The following is an 18,277-nucleotide window of genomic DNA, read 5'->3' on the forward strand; positions in this document are numbered from 1 at the left end:
CCCCTTTATAATTGATTATTATAGAGGGGCTTATTTTTTGACTCTAAATTAAATAAATAATTAAAGCCACTTAGCGTGGCAGTTTTAATATCAAACTCAACACACTTAACACCAATTTGCTTAAGTGCTGTGGTAAAACACATATTAAGTTGCTTTGTACCAATCACCACAACTTGTGTATCACTCAATAATTGCCACTCGCTTGCATGGCGAGCTGCTCGTACATCGCTCCCTATTAATACGCCCGACAAATAGGCTTTAGCTTGTACTGGCGTTAACTCCTTTGAAAGCTGGCGGGTACGCACACTAAAAATACCATGTGCCAAGTTACCGCTATCACTACCTAAAGTTAGCTCACAGCCTTGCTCAAATGCTTTAAAGTCAAACTCACCTTCTGCGCAGTCGTTAGGAATTAAAACACTTTGATGACATAACAAATCATATAACTCACCGGTCATGGCTGTTTTAAAGCAAATGATTTCGCCATTGTTTATAAGCACCCATTTGGTATGTGTGCCAGGCAAACAGAGTAATATTTTACCTTGTTGATACTCTGGGTTTTGCTTTAAAAACCCTAAAATTTGCAGCTCTTCGCCGCGCATTACATCAAACAAGCCATTTTGCAGCGTACACTTTGTGCCAGGTAACGCTTTAGTAATATGTCCATCGCAATCAAAGCTAACAGCAGCATTAAGTAACCCTTCGGGATTAATTGGGCATTCTAAATAAGGCGTTTCGTGCCAGCCGATGCTTGAGGTAATTTGTCCTGCAATATATATAGGTAAGCTGCCATATTCTTGCTTCCACACCGCAATGGTGTCGATTAGGGTTTGCTCAAAATTCTGATTTGCCTTAACAACACCAGGGCCATCACGTTGTGCTAATAGTTTAAGTGTTGATTGCGCTCGTACTTCGCACAAATAAGCGCGTAAATGGCTCGTGCCCCAGTCAACAGCAATAAAAAGAGATGAAGTAGCCAAGCTTTAAAGCCTCCCACCGTCAATTTTAATACTTTGCCCGGTGATCATACTGCTTTCATCGGCGGCTAAAAAGAGTGCCAAATTAGCAACATCTTCAGGAGTTACTAATTTTTTAAGTGCCATGGCTTCCATCCACTTAACTTGCTCTTCTTCGGTAAACCAGCTTGCTAGTTGACGGTCGGTAGCCACCCACCCTGGTAAAATAGCGTTAACGCGAATACCAAACTCGCCGTAATCGCGAGCCAGTGCCTTAGTCATACCAATAAGGCCTGCTTTTGCGGTTACATAGCCTGCCATTTGTGGCTGGCCCATAATCGCGTTAATAGAGCTAAAATTAATGATACTGCCGGCTCCATCGCCTTTCATAAAAGACATAGCAACTTGAGAGGCAAAAAATGCAGGGTTTAAGTTTATTTGTAAGCACTGATCCCAGTCTTGCACTGTAACGTCTTCGCTCGCTTGGCGGCGGTCGTTCGCTACATTATTAACTAGTACATTAATGGCACCAAAAGCGGCGCATGCATCCACAAGTGATTGCTGAAGTGCATGAGAGTCAGTTACATCAACTTGCCTATACCATAGTTTTGCATTGGGTAAATCACGAATAAGCGATTGCGCGGCCTTATCATCAATATCTATAAATGCTACTTTTGCATTTTGGTTTACAAAGGATTTAACCATTGCTCTACCAATGCCTGATGCACCGCCTGTAATAAAAATAACTTTACCAGAAAGACTATGATATTGAGCTAGGGTGTTCAAATTCAACTCTCCATACAGCGCATTTTCAATTTTAATTAAACCCTTTATAAACTTACATTTACAGTATAAAGAGCCAAACTAAGTTGTTATTGCTGTGCTAAAATATTTAACTAATTAAAAGTTTATATCATATCCTTAAGTACATTAATATGATATATGATATATGATATATAATAAAGCAATGTATCAACTCGGAATCCTGCGCAATGAAAAGCCAACCCCGTCAAAATTTAACACAACAATTAACCCACGATTTGGGTTTTGCTATTGTGCGTGGTGTTTACCCTGTAAGCGAAGGCCTGCCTTCTGAAGCCGATTTATGTATAAAGTATGATGTAAGTCGCAGCGCTACCCGCGAAGCGGTAAAAATGCTTTCTGCTAAAGGGTTAATTTCATCGCGTCCTAAGCAAGGTATTCGTGTATTACCTGAAAGTAGCTGGAACATGTTTGATACCGACGTACTACGTTGGATTTTAAGCAGCAAACCGTCACTGTCATTATTAAAAGAGTTTACTCAAGTACGCGTAGCCCTTGAACCACAAGCGGCCGCTCTTGCAGCACTAAATGCAACTGCTGAACAACTCGCTGATATAGATAGTGCCTTAGCCCGTATGGCTGAAGCAGACGAAGGCTTAGACGACCCATTAGAAGCCGACATTGCTTTTCATACCAGCATATTAGTGGCCAGTAACAATCGCTTTTTTGTGCAGTTAACTGAGTTTATTAGTACAGCTCTTAGAGTAAGTATTCGTTATACAAACCACATTAAAGGTGTACCGGGCGCAGATGTTGCTAAGCACGCTGATATTTTAGAGACTATAAAGTCACGCGATCCTGAGCGCGCTAAAAAAGCAGTAGAAACAATTTTAGAAGAAGCACTACAGTTAATTGAATCTAAATTAGTGTAATGTTAGTTCAACATATTATATAAATATTGAGTCCATCGAATTTACTCTTTGCAGTATATTTTATGGACTTTTTTATTGCCTATAAAACTTAAATTACAGGCATTAAAAAATCCGATATCAGTCTCCTGATATCGGATTTTCAATTATTTAAATCAGCTTAATAACTCGGGTTATTAACTAAGATAAAACGCCTTTTTACAGGCTAGAATTACAATCCTAATTTCTTCTCAAGATAGTGGATGTTAGTACCACCATTTTGGAAGTTTTCATCTGCAAGAATTCTCTTATGCAAAGGAGTATTAGTTTTAATTCCGTCAATTACTAGCTCGTTAAGTGCATTGCGCGCGCGGGCAATAGCTACGTCACGGTTTTCACCGTAAGTGATTAACTTACCAATCATTGAATCGTAATGTGGTGGAACCGTATAGTCAGCGTAAATATGGCTGTCCCAACGAATACCTAAGCCACCAGCAGGATGGAAACGTGTAATTTTACCCGGTGAAGGGATAAACGTTTCAGGGTCTTCAGCATTAATACGACACTCAATAGCATGACCACGAATAACAACGTCGTCTTGCGTGAATGATAATGGTTGACCCGCAGCAATTTTTAACTGCTCTTTGATTAAATCAATACCAGTAACCATTTCAGTTACAGGGTGTTCAACCTGAATACGTGTATTCATTTCGATGAAGTAAAACTCGCCGTTTTCGTATAAAAACTCAAACGTACCTGCACCGCGGTAACCGATTTCGATACATGCACGTGTACAGCGTTCACCAATAAATTTACGTGTTTCTGCAGTAATACCTGGCGCTGGTGCTTCTTCAACTACTTTTTGGTGACGACGTTGCATAGAACAATCACGTTCACCTAAATGTACTGCATTACCTTGACCATCTGCTAATACTTGAACTTCGATATGGCGTGGGTTTTCAAGGAATTTCTCCATGTAAACCATGCTATTACCAAAGAACTGCTTAGCTTCTTGCTGTGTTAATGCAATTGAATCAATAAGTTCAGATTCGCTACGAACAACACGCATACCACGGCCACCACCGCCACCAGCGGCTTTGATGATTACCGGGTAACCGATTCGTTTGGCGATTTGCATGTTACGTTCTTTATCATCTGATACCGGACCATCAGACCCTGGTACACATGGAACGCCTGCTTTACGCATTGCTGAAATAGCAGAAACTTTATCACCCATAAGGCGAATAGTGTCACCTTTTGGACCAATAAATACAAAACCACTTTGCTCAACTTGGTCGGCAAAATCAGCGTTTTCTGCAAGGAAACCGTAACCTGGATGAATCGCTACAGCGTCAGTTATTTCAGCCGCAGCAATAATGCGCGGGATATCTAAATAACTTTCAGTTGCTGATGGTCTACCAATACAGATGGTTTCATCTGCAAGCAATACATGCTTAAGATCGCGATCCGCCGTTGAATGCACAGCAACCGTTTTGATCCCAAGCTCTTTGCAGGCGCGCAATATACGAAGTGCAATTTCACCTCGGTTTGCAATGACTACTTTATCTAACATTAGAGTTGGCCTTTTAGGTTACGCTATTATTCAATGATGAATAGAGGTTGATCAAATTCTATTGGCTCGCCATTTTCAGCTAAGATAGCTCTTACTGTACCGGCTTTATCTGACTCAATTTGGTTCATCATTTTCATAGCTTCGATAATACAAAGCGTATCGCCAACTTTAACTTGCTGACCAACTTCTACATACGCTGGAGCTTCAGGAGACGCTGCTGCATAAAAAGATCCAACCATTGGTGATTTAACTTGATGGCCAGTAGGTTCTGCTGGAGCTGCTGCTTCAACTGCTACAGGAGCTGCTGCAACTGGAGCAGGGGCTGCTGGCGCTGGTGCATATTGCTGTGGAGCAAATTGCGGGTAACCAGGGCCTGCGCTCATGTTGTTACGGTTAATACGTACTGATTCTTCACCTTCAGTGATTTCTAGCTCAGCAATACCTGATTCTTCTACTAATTCGATAAGCTTCTTTATCTTGCGAATATCCATTACACGACCCGCCTGTTTGTTTGTGTGTTAATTTAAAATTAAATCGAGTTTTTCAACCGGCTCACAGCGGCATTTAATGCTGCGTGGTAACCCATTGCACCTAATCCACATATCACGCCTTGTGCCACATCAGAAAAATACGAATGATGACGAAAGGCTTCACGTGCGTGCACATTACTTAAGTGCACTTCAAAAAACGGAATATCAACACTCAGCAATGCATCACGTAATGCAACGCTTGTATGCGTAAATGCAGCAGGGTTAATTATTATGTAATCAACCGCTTGCCAAGCACTGTGTATTCGCTCAATGAGGGCTTGCTCACTATTACTTTGAAAATGTGCTAACTCAACATCTAGACTATCAGCGGCACTGGTTAGTTCGCTCATAATTTCACTTAGCGTTTGAAAACCGTATTTATCCGGTTCACGTTTGCCAAGCATGTTCAAATTTGGACCATTTATAACTAAAAGGTTAAATTTTGCAGCCATAATACGCGATATATCCTATAAGTAATGAGTTAAGCGGTTGCTAAGTAGTTTTTCGCTTTTAAGTAAGCAGAAAAAAGTAATGTAGCAACAAATTCTCACGTTAACCAACTATTATAGTGATTTCGATGTAAATAGCAGCAAAATACTGGTCCAATCTCTATTTTCGGAACGAAGAACTAGGAGGGAGTCGTAAGCCACTTGGTATATCCAAGTGGCTCTATTGCACTATTATTGTGCGCTGGCGCGCACTGTAGCAAGGTGTTTAGCAAAATCTTCTGCGTTTAAAAAGCCGGTTACACGTTGTGTAGTTAGCTCTTTACCTTGGGTGTTAAAAAACAAAATACTAGGTAAACCAAACACGGTGTACTCTTCCATTAACTCAATTGTTTTATTGTCACTGTTTGTTAAATCAACTTGAATTAGCTGATAATGGCTAAATTCACTTTGCACTTTGGCATCTGGAAACGTGTAATGCTCAAACTCTTTACACGCCACACACCAGTCAGCATATAAGTCGACCATAACCATTCGACCTTCATTACTCGCTTGCGCTACGGCTTCTTTTAGCTCAGCTAAATCCGCCACCTTTTTAAACTCATTACTTTGTGAGCTAACTTGCACAGCTTGTACTGGCCAAAAGTAGTTTTTAGTTAACGTAAACCCTGTCATAACTAATAGCGTTGCAGCAAACCATAATGCAGTTTTTAACTTGCTTTGTGTTTGGCTACTTTGCCAGTGATGTAGGTAAAGTGCCGTTGCTAATGCAAGCACACCTGCCATTAATAATATAATGTCGGCGCTTACTAGTCGCTCAAGTAATATAAGCGGCACAACGAGCATCACAAAACCAAACAAGGTTTTAACTTGCTCCATCCAACCACCTGCTTTAGGCAGCAATTTACCGCCAGATGTACCAAGTAATAAAAGTGGTAACCCCATACCTAAACTAAGCACGTATAGTGTTAAACCACCTACTAAGTAATCACCACTTTGCGCAACAAATAAGAGCGCCGCCGACAGTGGCGCTGTAGTACACGGTGATGCAATTAGCCCCGACAGTACGCCCATTAAAAATACGCCAACGTAGTTGCCGCCTTTTTGATTGTTACTTACTTGAGTTAGCTTGCTCATCATACTGCTTGGCAGTTTTATTTCGTACCAACCAAACATCGACATAGCCAATAATACAAATAGTAAACTAAAGCTAACTAATACAAATGGATGCTGTAAATACCCCTGCACTTGCCCACCAAGCGCCGCAACAACTAAACCAAGCGCTGCATAGGTAACTGCCATGCCTTGTATATATACAAACGACAACGCAAACGCTTTTTTAGTTGAAAGGTTTTGCTGACCCGCAATTAAGCTCGACAAAATAGGAAACATTGGAAATACGCAAGGCGTAAAAGCAAGGCCTACACCAACAACAAAAAATATAAGTAAATTAGTTATTAAGCCCTGACTTGCTAACTGTTCAGTAAAAGTAAGTTCTTTTTCGGTATCATCCGAATTTGTTGTAGGTTCAGTAGCTGGCTCGTTGAGTGCTGCAAATGTGCTTTGCGCAGTTGCTGCTTCATCTGTAGTGTTATTTTGGTCTACATTTTTAACCTGTGCACCACTAATAACACTAAGTGGGATGCTGATTACTTCTGGTGGATAGCAAAGCCCTGCTTTTGCACAGCCTTGGTAACGAACTTTAACCACAGCGCCTTCGGTTACATTACTTAGCTTACTAATAACACTCGCGGAATTAAAAAAAACCTCTGTTTTACCAAAAAATTCATCTTCAATAATTTCGCCACGGCCAGAATCGCCTACTTGAATGTTTGCACCTTTGGCGATAATTTCTATTTTCTTTTTATATAAATAATAGTCTGGCGCTATATCCCAACCTACAAACAAGGTACTGCCTTGCTGGTCAAAATCAAAAACAAACGCTTGGTCTACAGGTAAAAAAGTCTGTTGCGGAGGCCCAAGTAGATCACCAAGCACATTATTAGTCGCAGCCTTTACGGGTACAGTTAATAATGTAACCAACAATAAAAAGAAAAAACGCATTAATTCAGTACCTCGTCCATCCAATTAAAATACGCCAAATTACCGGTTGAAACTTCTACAACCTGAATCTCCGGCACTTCGTAGCTATGTAGCTCTTTTATTGTTAAAAACACATCGTTCATTTTATCTGCTTTTGTTTTTATAAGTAGCTTGGCTTCAGTTGCTTCTGCTACTTCGCCCTCCCACATATAAATAGAGCCCATGTTAGGTAAAATATTTACACAAGCTGCTAGCTTTTTTTCTACCAACGCCCTTGCTAGGCTGCGTGCTTCTGCTTCGTCTTTGCAAGTCGTAAAAATCATTTTAAAATGCGTAGTCATTATGAACCTATTCTTATTGGACAGTGTCTAGCTTCATAGTATCTGATAGCCGATACAATGTGTAGACGCTTAAATATCAGTAAAATGACTATACCTATGCCCTAACCTTGAAAAGAGACCTAGTCACCCTCATTTATATTTCATCAACTCTTTTGAGTGTCATTATTTAGAGAGCGCTATGTTTAGATTTTTATTTGTGTTGTTTATCATCATCCCTATTATCGAAATCGCTTTGCTGATTCAAGTAAGCGATGTGATTGGCGGATTTGCAACAATTGCACTTGTTGTTATTACCGCGATTTTAGGTGCCAAAATGGTTAAAACACAAGGTATGGGTGCGCTGCAAAACGTACAAGCGCAAATGGCGCAAGGGCAAATGCCAGCCAAAGAATTATTTACCGGAATATGCGTTGTAATTGCAGGGGTATTATTACTTACCCCTGGCATTATGACCGACGTGTTTGGGTTACTATTATTAACGCCTGCAATTCGTAACAAACTGGCCGCAGGTCTTGCTAGCCAAGCAACTGTTAGAATGAGCGCAGGTAGGCAACAAGGGCCATCGCCGTTTGCTGGGCAGCAACATGCTGAACGAGAGCAAGGGCAAATGGAACGACCAACGACTATTGATGGCGAATATGAGCGAAAAGATTAAAAATTTATCATTTTTTCTCTTGGAATTTTACACTCTACCCCCATTAATGAATGCAAATTAGAAAAGCTTTTTTCTGTACTGTTCAGAAACTGTTAGGAGAACTAAAAAACATGAACATTCGTCCTTTACAAGATCGCGTAATCGTTAAACGTCTAGAAGAAGAAACAAAATCTGCTGGCGGTATTGTATTAACTGGCTCTGCAGCTGAAAAATCAACTCGCGGAGAAGTTGTAGCCGTAGGTAATGGTCGCGTTTTAGATAACGGTGACGTGAGAGCGTTAGAAGTTAAAGCCGGTGACACTGTGTTATTTGGCTCATATGTTGAAAAAGTTGAAAAGATCGAAGGTCAAGAGTACCTGATCATGCGTGAAGATAATATTTTAGGCATTGTAGGCTAAACCTACTTTTCGTTTATAAACATTTAAGAATTTAGAGGAATTTAAAACATGGCAGCAAAAGAAGTACTTTTTGCAGGTGACGCACGCGCTAAAATGCTAACTGGCGTAAACATCCTGGCAAACGCAGTAAAAGTTACATTAGGTCCTAAAGGCCGTAACGTTGTACTAGACAAATCATTTGGCTCTCCAGTTATCACTAAAGATGGTGTATCTGTAGCAAAAGAAATCGAACTTGAAGACAAGTTTGAAAACATGGGCGCACAAATGGTTAAAGAAGTTGCATCTAAAGCAAATGATGCAGCCGGCGATGGTACAACTACCGCTACAGTACTTGCACAGTCTATTGTTAATGAAGGCCTTAAAGCTGTTGCAGCAGGCATGAATCCAATGGATCTTAAGCGCGGCATCGACAAAGCAGTTATTGCTGCTGTTGCAGAGCTTAAAGCGTTATCTGTTCCTTGTTCTGATACTAAAGCAATTGCACAAGTAGGTACTATTTCAGCTAACTCTGATCAAGAGATTGGTAATATCATTGCTCAAGCAATGGAAAAAGTAGGCCGCAACAGTGGTGTTATTACTGTAGAAGAAGGTCAATCACTTGAAAACGAACTAGATGTTGTTGAAGGCATGCAGTTTGACCGTGGTTACTTATCTCCTTACTTTATCAACAGCCCAGAAAAAGGCACTGTTGAACTAGATAACCCATTTATTCTACTTGTAGATAAAAAAATATCTAACATCCGTGAATTATTACCAACATTAGAAGCGGTTGCTAAAGCAAGTAAACCACTACTAATCATTGCAGAAGACCTTGAAGGCGAAGCACTAGCTACATTAGTAGTTAATAACATGCGCGGTATTGTTAAAGTATCAGCTGTTAAAGCACCTGGCTTTGGCGATCGTCGTAAAGCAATGCTACAAGATATTGCTGTATTAACTGGCGGTACTGTTATTTCTGAAGAAATCGGCTTAGAGCTTGAAAAAGCAACAGTTGAAGACCTAGGTACAGCTAAACGCGTAATTATCACTAAAGATGATACAACTATCATTGATGGTGCTGGCGAAGAAGCGGGTATTACTGGTCGTGTTTCTCAAATTAAAGCACAAATTGAAGAAGCTACATCTGACTACGATAAAGAAAAACTTCAAGAGCGCATGGCTAAACTAGCTGGCGGTGTTGCAGTTATCAAAGTAGGTGCTGCTACTGAAATCGAAATGAAAGAGAAAAAAGACCGCGTTGAAGATGCATTAAATGCAACTCGTGCAGCGGTTGAAGAAGGCGTAGTACCTGGCGGCGGTGTTGCACTTGTACGTGCTGCTAGCAAGCTAGTTGATTTAGTTGGCGACAACGAAGATCAAAACCACGGTATTAAAGTTGCACTTCGTGCGATGGAAGCACCACTTCGTCAAATCGTAACTAACGCAGGCGACGAAGCATCAGTTGTAATTAACGCAGTTAAAGGCGGCGATGGTAACTACGGTTACAACGCAGCAACTGGCGAATACAACGACATGATTGAAATGGGTATCCTAGATCCAACTAAAGTAACACGCTCTGCGCTACAGTTTGCAGGGTCTATTGCGGGTCTAATGATCACTACTGAAGCAATGGTAGCTGAAATCCCTAAAGACGAATCTGCTGGTGCACCTGATATGGGTGGCATGGGCGGAATGGGTGGTATGGGCGGCATGATGTAATCATCTAACCCATATACTATAGCATCCTAAGAAGCCCGCAAGGCTATGTTTTGCGGGCTTTTTTATTGACTTTACTTCCTATTACATCCGATAATATTTCACTACTTCCAAAAATAACAAGGTATTAATGAAGGGTACCACTGCAAACTTCAGTTTGATTTTATTCATATTTAATATGCATACCCCTCATAAAGTACCCCACACAAGAGATGTAAATGCCATTAACTGCACAAGAAGTAAAAAATATATCCTGTCCTGAAGACAAAGCGCAGATAAAGAAATCCGATGGTAACAATCTGTTTTTACTGGTTAAAAAAAATAATTCCAAACTATGGCGGCTCAGGTTTAGACATGCAGGAAAGTACCAAGAAATGGCTCTTGGAAAATACCCCTCCATATCTCTCAGCGAAGCTAGAAGATTGGCTGAAGAAGCAAGAGCGTCTTTAATCAATGGTATTAACCCCATGGATGAAAGGCGGGAACGAAAACGCACAAAAGAGGTAACTAAAGACAAGTTATTTTCAACCATTGCAATAAAGTGGTGGGAGCAGCAAAAAGGTTCTTGGTCGGAGGATCACGAAAAAAGAATCAATCGTTGGCTGCTGGTGGACTCTAAAAGCTTAGGTAACCTTCACATTGATAATATTGACGCTGGGCATATTACTGAACTCATGTTAGCAATTGAAGCTGCTGGAACGCCCAGAAAAGCACCAAATATACTGGCGGTAATCAATCGTGTTTTTGGTTATGCATTAGCGCACAGGTTAACACGAAACAACCCTGCACAAGGTTTACCTCTCACCGATATACTAAAACCCTTACCAAAAGTAAAACATAGGGCTGCAATCGTTAAGCCTAATGAACTTGCCCAATTGATTAGAGATATAGATACAACCGAATCAGGCAATTACTGCACTGTTGAAGCACTTAAATTAATACCTAGAGTATTCTTAAGACCAACTGAGATTAGAAACATGAAGTGGGAATACATTGACTTTGATGATGCGCTAATAAGAATACCAGCCGAAAAAATGAAACGCGAGCGAGAGCATATTGTGCCTATGTCAAAGCAAGTCGTAAAACACTTAAAAGAAGTGAAAACTGTTACAGGCTACTCCAAGTTGGTATTTCCAAACCAAAGAGATGGCGGTAAACCTATGAGTAAAAATGTATTAACTAACCGTTTACGAGATTTAGGGTACCCTGCCGATGTCATGTCAGCACATGGTTTTAGAAGTACAGCATCAACCATACTGCACGAAAAAGGCTGGAATCATGATGTCATTGAAGTGCAGCTTGCCCACCTTACTGGCTCGGCTACATCAAGAGCTTACAACCGCTCAATATACTTGGCAGAGAGAACAAAGCTAATGCAAGAATGGGCAGACTATTTAGATCAATTGTCTAATATAAAATAACAATGGCACATAAAAGCAATGAAAAAAACAGATAAGTTAAGAGAGTGGCTCTCACTTGAAAATGCAGCTGCGCGTATCTCTAAAGAAATAAATGAAAATATAACTGTAAATGATTTATATCGGCTAGCACTCGATGGTCACTTAAAACTATCTATGTATTTTGTAAATGATGGACATGGTATAGAGGGTGAATTGGGGGGAGTCGATGAGACTGAGAAGCAGTTACCTCAGCAAAAATTTAATACCTTGAACCGCACTGTTCAAAGTATGGCTGGTATTTGGGATTTAACAATGCAAGGCCAAGAGGCTTATGAAATTAAAGAGTATTATGAAGAAAGCAATTCAGGGGTAAGTGTAAAAAACCGTAGTAAAAATGGTATCTTAGTGCAACAAGATGGCGTCACTTGTAAGCTATATAAATACTTTGACTATGAGAAAATATGTAGTCCTGAATACAACGAATCAAAAGAGAGGAAACGTGCCCTTGCGGAAGAACCTGCTAAGATTTTTGAAAATCTTCCCATAGTTCTTGAGCAATTAGTTCGAACTGATAAATATGACATACAATATGTACCTTGTATCAAACTTTCTGATGCTGGTTGCGTTTTGATTATAAAAAATCGTGAAATCACTCGCTTTATCCAATTGATAGAAAATAAGCCGCAAGAAGAAAAACCACTTACATCTAAAGAACGAACTACAAAAAACATTCTAATAGGGGCACTACTGAAAGAGTTAGGTATAACCCCTCCTTATAAAGCTTCTGCCCCCGTTATTAAATTAATCGTTGAAAAATATGGTAAAACTATCGCTGACAACACCGTCCGCGCAACTCTACAAGAACTTGCTGAGCATATAGATTAGCCCCCTTTGTATGAATTAAAAAACGCAATTGAAACTCTACTTTCTTCAATTGCGTTTCAGACCTCTCAAATCAAATAACCTTCTAATCATCCAATAAACGATTAAAAGGTTCCAATGTGTCCTATAAAATAATTCGCTTACCTGAAGTTAAAAATAAAACAGGCCTATCTCGCAGCACCATTTACTTGAGTATGGCTAAAGGTAATTTTCCGAAAACTATTTCACTAAGTGAGCGAGCTGTTGGCTGGCTTGATTCAGAGATTGAGCAATGGCTTGATAAGCGTATCGCTGCATCTAAGGTGGCTAACAATGAGTCGTCGTAACAACCCCAATCGCATCAAAATCCATCGTAGCTATACAGTGATTGATGTTAGTGAAGCATTAGGTGTTCACCCCAAAACTGTACGTAATTGGATTCGTGTTGGCCTACCTGTAATTGATGATAGACGTCCGCTTTTAATTCATGGTAGCGACTTAAAAGTTCATTTAAAGCAGAGGCGAAAAACTTACATGTACAAATGTGAAATACATGAAATTTACTGCTTCAAATGCAAAGAGCCTAAAAACCCAACTATAGAATCACTTAGATTTATATCGAAACCTGCTGGTATGGCGCAGATGTCTGGGCACTGTAAAGAGTGTGGCTGCCAAGCAAATAAATATGTTTCTTGGCGCAATGTGAATCAAATTTGGCTTGAACTCGAGGGTAAATTACCGATAGCTGAAAAACACTTAATCCTGAGAGAAGAAGCTCTCTTAAATTATCCTTTAGACATGGTATTTAATGATGAAAAAAAGCAACACTAATAACGCTCGAATTCTGTACGAATACAACAAATATTTGGTTGATGCAAAACGTCAAGATCAAACAACTGTTGACGGTGCAATGAAATCAATTAATCGCTTTGAAGAATATACAGGGTACCTCGATTTTAATAAGTTTAGGGCAAAGCATGCCATTGGGTTTAAGAAGGATCTTCTTGCCCAAAAATCAACTGTTACTGGAGAGGTATTAAGTAAAGCAACAGTATTAACTGCAATTCGTCACATAAAAATGTTCTTTCACTTTTTAGTTACGCAAAAAGGTTATAGAGCAAAAATCAACTACAGCGATATTGAATATTTCAATTTATCTGAAAAAGATACTCGCATTGCTAATACCAAGCGAAGAAAAAATGTAGCTAAAATTGAGCAGGTTATACAGACTTTAGAAGCAATGCCGTTTAGCACTGAGATTGAGATGCGTGAGAGAGCTTTAATTGCTTTTATCATTTTAACTGGCGCAAGAGATAGTGCTGTAGCCTCAGCTAAAATTAAACATATTGATATTATCGAGCAAAGCTTTTATCAAGATGCTAGGGATGTAAATACCAAATATAGTAAAACCTTTACTACTTACTTTTTCCCTGTGGGTGGGCTGCCATCAAAGATTTTGGCTCACTGGATTGAATACTTAATAAATGAACTTGGATATAAGCAAAATGATCCGCTGTTTCCAAAAACTAGGTTAGCACACAATAAAAATCAGCAGTTTGAGGCTGTTGGCTTACTAAAAGAGCATTGGAGTAACGCCACCCCAATTCGCAAAGTGTTTAAACAAGCTTTTAAAGCTATTGGTTTACCCTACTTTAATCCTCATAGCTTCCGTGACACTCTGGTTAGGCTAGGTGAAAACCTTTGTCTTACGCCTGAAGAATTTAAAGCATGGAGTCAAAATTTGGGGCATGAAGGTGTTTTAACCAGTTTTTACAGTTATGGTGATGTCCCCGATTACAAACAAGCAGAGTTACTGCGTAAATTAGCCAAACCAGCTGAAAACATTCCGACTGATATGGAAGAGCAATTTAATCAGTTTCAAGCTTTTCAGAGAATGATGGCTCAACAATAAAGCCTATCTATTTAATCTTATTAGCTGGTATCAATAAACATTCATATATTGATACCAGTTTTTCTATATATAATTAGGTATCATAAAAATAGGCTTTTTACTTAATGATACTTAAAGTATATGATACCCCAATAATTGATACCTACCATAAAGTGAATATCCTATGCGTACCTTTTCCTATTGTCGTGTTTCTACAACAGAGCAAACCACAGAAAACCAAATCCTTGCCATTCAACAAAAAGGGTATCAGGTGAATGAAGCTCGTACTATTAGTGAGACAGTTTCTGGCTCTGTTGAAGCTATGAAGCGTGAAAAGTTCAAGATGCTGATTAATCACCAGATGGAACGTGGCGATATGCTGGTGGTCTTAAAGCTAGACCGTCTAGGTCGCGACAACATTGACGTTCAAAATACAATTAACATACTCACACATAAAGGAATCAAAGTTATATGCCTCGATCTACCTGTTGCAGATCTCTCGAGTTCTGAAGGTAAGTTGCTGTTGCAAATGTTTTCAGCCTTTGCTGAGTTCGAGCGAAACCGGATCAGAGAGCGAACAAAGGAAGGACTTGAACGAGCTAAAGCTCAGGGCAAGAAGCTGGGTAGACCCAAAGCCAATGCTACAACTGCTTTAGTGCAAGCAAAGAAAGCTGAAGGCTTATCGCAATCTAAAGCAGCAAAAGCACTTGGTTTGGGGATCGCGACAGTAAAAAGGCACTGGAATAAATCGAATGTAGTGATTTAGTAAGGAAGCTTGAATTATCCTGTATTTGTTAAATAGGCCTCTTTAATGTTCGTTTTTTTAGCATTGCTTGTACCTCTAGACTTAAGTTATTGCTGCTAAGTCATTTTTGCCATATTCTTGTGATAATAAAATTATAAATAAATTCTACTTAAATCTAGTGTTACGTTGGGCGAAAATCGTGCAAATATTACATCAGAAAAAATAGACGAAGAATTTTTTGAAGCGTAGGGTAAAGGATGACAAAAACAGAAGCTCAAACTCGTATAGATATCATTGACAAACAACTACACCAATCAGGTTGGGATGTTTCTGACCCTACAAAAGTTGTACATGAATTTGATATACTTGTTGATCTTCCTGAAGGCATTAAAGAACCTCAAACTCCATATCAAGGTCATCAATTCAGTGATTACGTATTACTCGCTAAAAATGGTAAGCCTTTAGCTGTAGTTGAAGCCAAAAAATCTAGTAAAGACGCTGCTCTTGGCCGTGAACAAGCAAAACAATATTGCTATAACATTCAGAAACAAAGAGGGGGAGAGTTACCTTTTTGTTTCTACACAAATGGCCATGACATTTATTTCTGGGATCTAGAAAACGCTTCACCTCGCAAAGTTGTGGGCTACCCAACAATAGATGATTTAGAGCGTTTTCAGTATATTCGTCGAAACAAAAAAGCCCTTACTCAAGAATTAATCAATACCGATATTGCAGGTCGAGATTACCAGCTTCGTGCTATTCGTTCTGTATTGGAAGGCATTGAGAAAAAGCAACGTGATTTCTTATTAGTCATGGCAACAGGTACAGGTAAAACCCGTACTTGTATAGCATTAGTCGATACTCTTATGAGAGCAAGTCACGCTGAAAAAGTATTGTTTTTGGTCGATAGAATAGCGTTGCGAGAACAAGGTATTGCTGCTTTTAAAGAGCATTTGCCAAATGAACCTCGTTGGCCAAATGAAGGCGAAAAGTTAATAGCAAAAGATCGCAGAATATATATTTCCACATACCCTACAATGTTAAATATTATTCGTGATGAATCTCAGCATTTATCACCACATTTTTTCGATTTAATAGTGGTAGATGAAAGCCATCGTTCGATATACAACACTTATAAAGAAGTTTTAGATTATTTCAAAACAACTACGCTTGGTTTAACAGCAACACCGACCGACGTTATCGACCACAACACATTTCAATTATTCCACTGTGAAGATGGTCTTCCTTCATTTGCCTATACCTATGAAGAGGCTGTAAACAATACACCACCTTTTTTAAGTAACTTTCAGGTAATGAAAATTCAAACAAAGTTTCAAATTGAAGGAATAAGTAAACGTACAATTTCACTTGAAGACCAAAAACGTTTAATCCTTGAAGGTAAAGACGTAGAAGAAATTAACTTTGAAGGCACACAGTTAGAAAAACAAGTCATCAATAAAGGCACTAACACCCTTATTGTTAAAGAGTTCATGGAAGAATGTATTAAGGACTCCAATGGGGTTTTACCGGGTAAAACTATTTTCTTTTGTAGCTCTAAAGCACACGCACGCAGATTAGAAGAAATATTCGATAAACTCTATCCCGAATATACGGGGGAACTTGCTAAAGTTTTGGTATCAGAAGACCCGAGAGTTTATGGTAAAGGAGGGCTACTCGACCAATTTACTAATAACGATATGCCGCGCGTAGCAATTAGTGTTGATATGCTTGATACCGGTATTGATGTTCGTGAAATCGTTAATCTTGTATTTGCTAAACCGGTATATTCATACACTAAATTTTGGCAAATGATAGGCCGAGGAACGCGATTATTAGAGCCACAAAAAATAAAACCTTGGTGCACTGAAAAAGACAACTTTCTTATTCTCGATTGTTGGGACAATTTCGAGTACTTCAAACTAAACCCCAAAGGTAAAGAGCTAAAAGCACAACTGCCATTACCAATAAAGCTCGTAGGGCTGAAACTCGACAAAATTGAGAAAGCCAACGACATCGGTGAATTTGAAATAGCAGAACGTGAAATAATAAAATTAAGAGAATTAATAGAAGCACTGCCAAAAAATTCAGTCGTAATTAATGAAGCCTCTGCTGTTTTAGCAAAAATTTACGATAATAATTTTTGGACAAAACTATCACATGAAAAACTGGAATTTTTAAGAACAGACATCAAGCCATTATTTAGAACACTATCTGAACTTGATTTTAAAGCGATGCGCTTTGAACGTGATTTAGACGAATACTCATTAGCAAACCTTAACCAAGAGAAACAAAAGGCCGAATTACTGAAAGAAGCGATAGTTGCGCAAATTGGCGAGTTGCCTTTGTCAGTTAATTTCGTTAAAGCCGAAGAAAACATTATTAGGGAAGCGCAATTTAATCATTTTTGGAGTAAAACAAATTTCAACGAGCTCGACTTATCAATTGAACAGCTCGCCATCAAACTAGGTCCTCTGATGAAGTTCCGTGAGCCGGAAGAGAAACAAGGTCAAACAGAATTAGACCTTACGGATATTCTGCACAATAAAGAGATGGTAGAATTCGGGCCTCAACACGAAGCGGTTGGTATTAGCCGTTACAAAGAAATGGTCGAGCAACTAATAACAGACTTAACCCACTCTAATCCAATTTTACAACAAATACGCGATGGACTAACGGTGAGCAGTATCGATGCAGCTTTACTTGCTGACATACTACATGCAGAACACCCACATATAACAGAAGACTTGCTCAGGCAGGTATACAAAAACCGTAAAGCACAATTTATTGAATTTATTCGCCATATTTTAGGTATTGAAACATTAAAAAGCTTTCCTGAAACGGTGAGTGAAGCGTTTAATAAATTTGTACAGCAACATACCAATCTCAGCAGCAGACAATTAGAATTTTTGAATTTACTAAAAACATTCATTATCGAGCGTGAAAAAGTGGTTAAAAAAGACCTCATCAATTCACCCTTTACCATTATTCATCCACAAGGTATTCGTGGCGTTTTTAGTCCTGCAGAAATTAACGAAATTTTACAGCTAACCGAGCAGTTAGCGGCATAAACAAT

18 protein-coding genes are annotated in these 18,277 nt (G+C 39.2%); 11 read left to right on the forward strand and 7 right to left on the reverse strand.

All coding sequences use genetic code 11. From position 1 onward, the window contains the following. Positions 1-5: 5 nt before the first annotated feature. Complete coding sequence (locus QL998_RS06410) at positions 6-980, reverse strand: 2-dehydro-3-deoxygalactonokinase (protein ID WP_290192334.1); 975 nt, start codon at positions 978-980, stop codon at positions 6-8. Positions 981-983: 3 nt separating this feature from the next. After that, positions 984-1,742 (reverse strand): SDR family NAD(P)-dependent oxidoreductase, encoded by a 759-nt coding sequence (locus tag QL998_RS06415; protein ID WP_002958845.1) that lies wholly within the window; start codon positions 1,740-1,742, stop codon positions 984-986. Positions 1,743-1,948: 206 nt separating this feature from the next. On the opposite strand from QL998_RS06415, the gene QL998_RS06420 reads away from it, so the two are divergent. Then, positions 1,949-2,650 (forward strand): FadR/GntR family transcriptional regulator, encoded by a 702-nt coding sequence (locus tag QL998_RS06420; RefSeq protein ID WP_024596672.1) that lies wholly within the window; start codon positions 1,949-1,951, stop codon positions 2,648-2,650. A gap of 208 nt (positions 2,651-2,858) precedes the next feature. On the opposite strand, the gene accC is transcribed toward QL998_RS06420, so the two are convergent. From accC to cutA, 5 genes are all read right to left on the reverse strand, one after another. Beyond that, positions 2,859-4,199, reverse strand: coding sequence for an acetyl-CoA carboxylase biotin carboxylase subunit (accC, locus tag QL998_RS06425; RefSeq protein WP_002958843.1), 1,341 nt, complete (start codon positions 4,197-4,199; stop codon positions 2,859-2,861). 26 nt (positions 4,200-4,225) lie between these two features. Continuing rightward, on the reverse strand, positions 4,226-4,690 hold the full coding sequence (accB, locus tag QL998_RS06430; RefSeq protein ID WP_002958842.1) for an acetyl-CoA carboxylase biotin carboxyl carrier protein: 465 nt from the start codon (positions 4,688-4,690) through the stop codon (positions 4,226-4,228). Positions 4,691-4,728: 38 nt separating this feature from the next. Beyond that, positions 4,729-5,181: a type II 3-dehydroquinate dehydratase gene (aroQ, locus tag QL998_RS06435; protein ID WP_002958841.1), complete on the reverse strand. Its 453-nt coding sequence runs from the start codon at positions 5,179-5,181 to the stop codon at positions 4,729-4,731. A 228-nt stretch (positions 5,182-5,409) separates the two neighbouring features. Further along, positions 5,410-7,239, reverse strand: coding sequence for a protein-disulfide reductase DsbD (locus QL998_RS06440; protein WP_024606504.1), 1,830 nt, complete (start codon positions 7,237-7,239; stop codon positions 5,410-5,412). Further along, positions 7,239-7,559, reverse strand: coding sequence for a divalent cation tolerance protein CutA (cutA, locus tag QL998_RS06445; protein WP_002958839.1), 321 nt, complete (start codon positions 7,557-7,559; stop codon positions 7,239-7,241). The genes QL998_RS06440 and cutA overlap by 1 nt, the downstream gene beginning before the upstream one ends. A 178-nt stretch (positions 7,560-7,737) precedes the next feature. On the opposite strand from cutA, the gene QL998_RS06450 reads away from it, so the two are divergent. The 10 genes from QL998_RS06450 (at position 7,738) to QL998_RS06495 (ending at position 18,272) form a co-directional block, all read left to right on the forward strand. Next, positions 7,738-8,214 (forward strand): FxsA family protein, encoded by a 477-nt coding sequence (locus QL998_RS06450; protein WP_002958838.1) that lies wholly within the window; start codon positions 7,738-7,740, stop codon positions 8,212-8,214. Positions 8,215-8,324: 110 nt separating this feature from the next. Then, positions 8,325-8,612 carry a co-chaperone GroES gene (locus tag QL998_RS06455; RefSeq protein ID WP_002958836.1) on the forward strand — a complete coding sequence of 96 codons (288 nt, stop codon included), beginning with the start codon at positions 8,325-8,327 and terminating at the stop codon, positions 8,610-8,612. A 48-nt stretch (positions 8,613-8,660) separates the two neighbouring features. Continuing rightward, positions 8,661-10,310 (forward strand): chaperonin GroEL, encoded by a 1,650-nt coding sequence (groL, locus tag QL998_RS06460; RefSeq protein WP_002958835.1) that lies wholly within the window; start codon positions 8,661-8,663, stop codon positions 10,308-10,310. A 215-nt stretch (positions 10,311-10,525) separates the two neighbouring features. Beyond that, positions 10,526-11,728: a tyrosine-type recombinase/integrase gene (locus QL998_RS06465; protein WP_290192335.1), complete on the forward strand. Its 1,203-nt coding sequence runs from the start codon at positions 10,526-10,528 to the stop codon at positions 11,726-11,728. Positions 11,729-11,746: 18 nt separating this feature from the next. Further along, positions 11,747-12,592 (forward strand): hypothetical protein, encoded by an 846-nt coding sequence (locus QL998_RS06470; RefSeq protein ID WP_290192336.1) that lies wholly within the window; start codon positions 11,747-11,749, stop codon positions 12,590-12,592. 116 nt (positions 12,593-12,708) lie between these two features. After that, entirely contained in the window at positions 12,709-12,915 is a 207-nt protein-coding gene (locus tag QL998_RS06475; protein WP_290192337.1) for an AlpA family transcriptional regulator, read from the forward strand. Further along, positions 12,902-13,399: a helix-turn-helix domain-containing protein gene (locus tag QL998_RS06480; protein WP_290192338.1), complete on the forward strand. Its 498-nt coding sequence runs from the start codon at positions 12,902-12,904 to the stop codon at positions 13,397-13,399. The genes QL998_RS06475 and QL998_RS06480 overlap by 14 nt, the downstream gene beginning before the upstream one ends. A 34-nt stretch (positions 13,400-13,433) precedes the next feature. After that, positions 13,434-14,480 (forward strand): site-specific integrase, encoded by a 1,047-nt coding sequence (locus QL998_RS06485; protein WP_290192339.1) that lies wholly within the window; start codon positions 13,434-13,436, stop codon positions 14,478-14,480. A gap of 163 nt (positions 14,481-14,643) precedes the next feature. Further along, positions 14,644-15,225, forward strand: a complete 582-nt coding sequence (locus tag QL998_RS06490; RefSeq protein ID WP_290192340.1) for a recombinase family protein — start codon at positions 14,644-14,646, stop codon at positions 15,223-15,225. Between the two features lie 236 nt (positions 15,226-15,461). Then, a complete protein-coding gene (locus tag QL998_RS06495) occupies positions 15,462-18,272 on the forward strand; it encodes a type I restriction endonuclease subunit R (RefSeq protein ID WP_290192341.1) in 2,811 nt (936 codons plus the stop codon). Positions 18,273-18,277 lie beyond the last annotated feature (5 nt).

The sequence above is a fragment of the Pseudoalteromonas sp. APC 3691 genome, assembly GCF_030408135.1.
Taxonomy (GTDB): domain Bacteria; phylum Pseudomonadota; class Gammaproteobacteria; order Enterobacterales; family Alteromonadaceae; genus Pseudoalteromonas.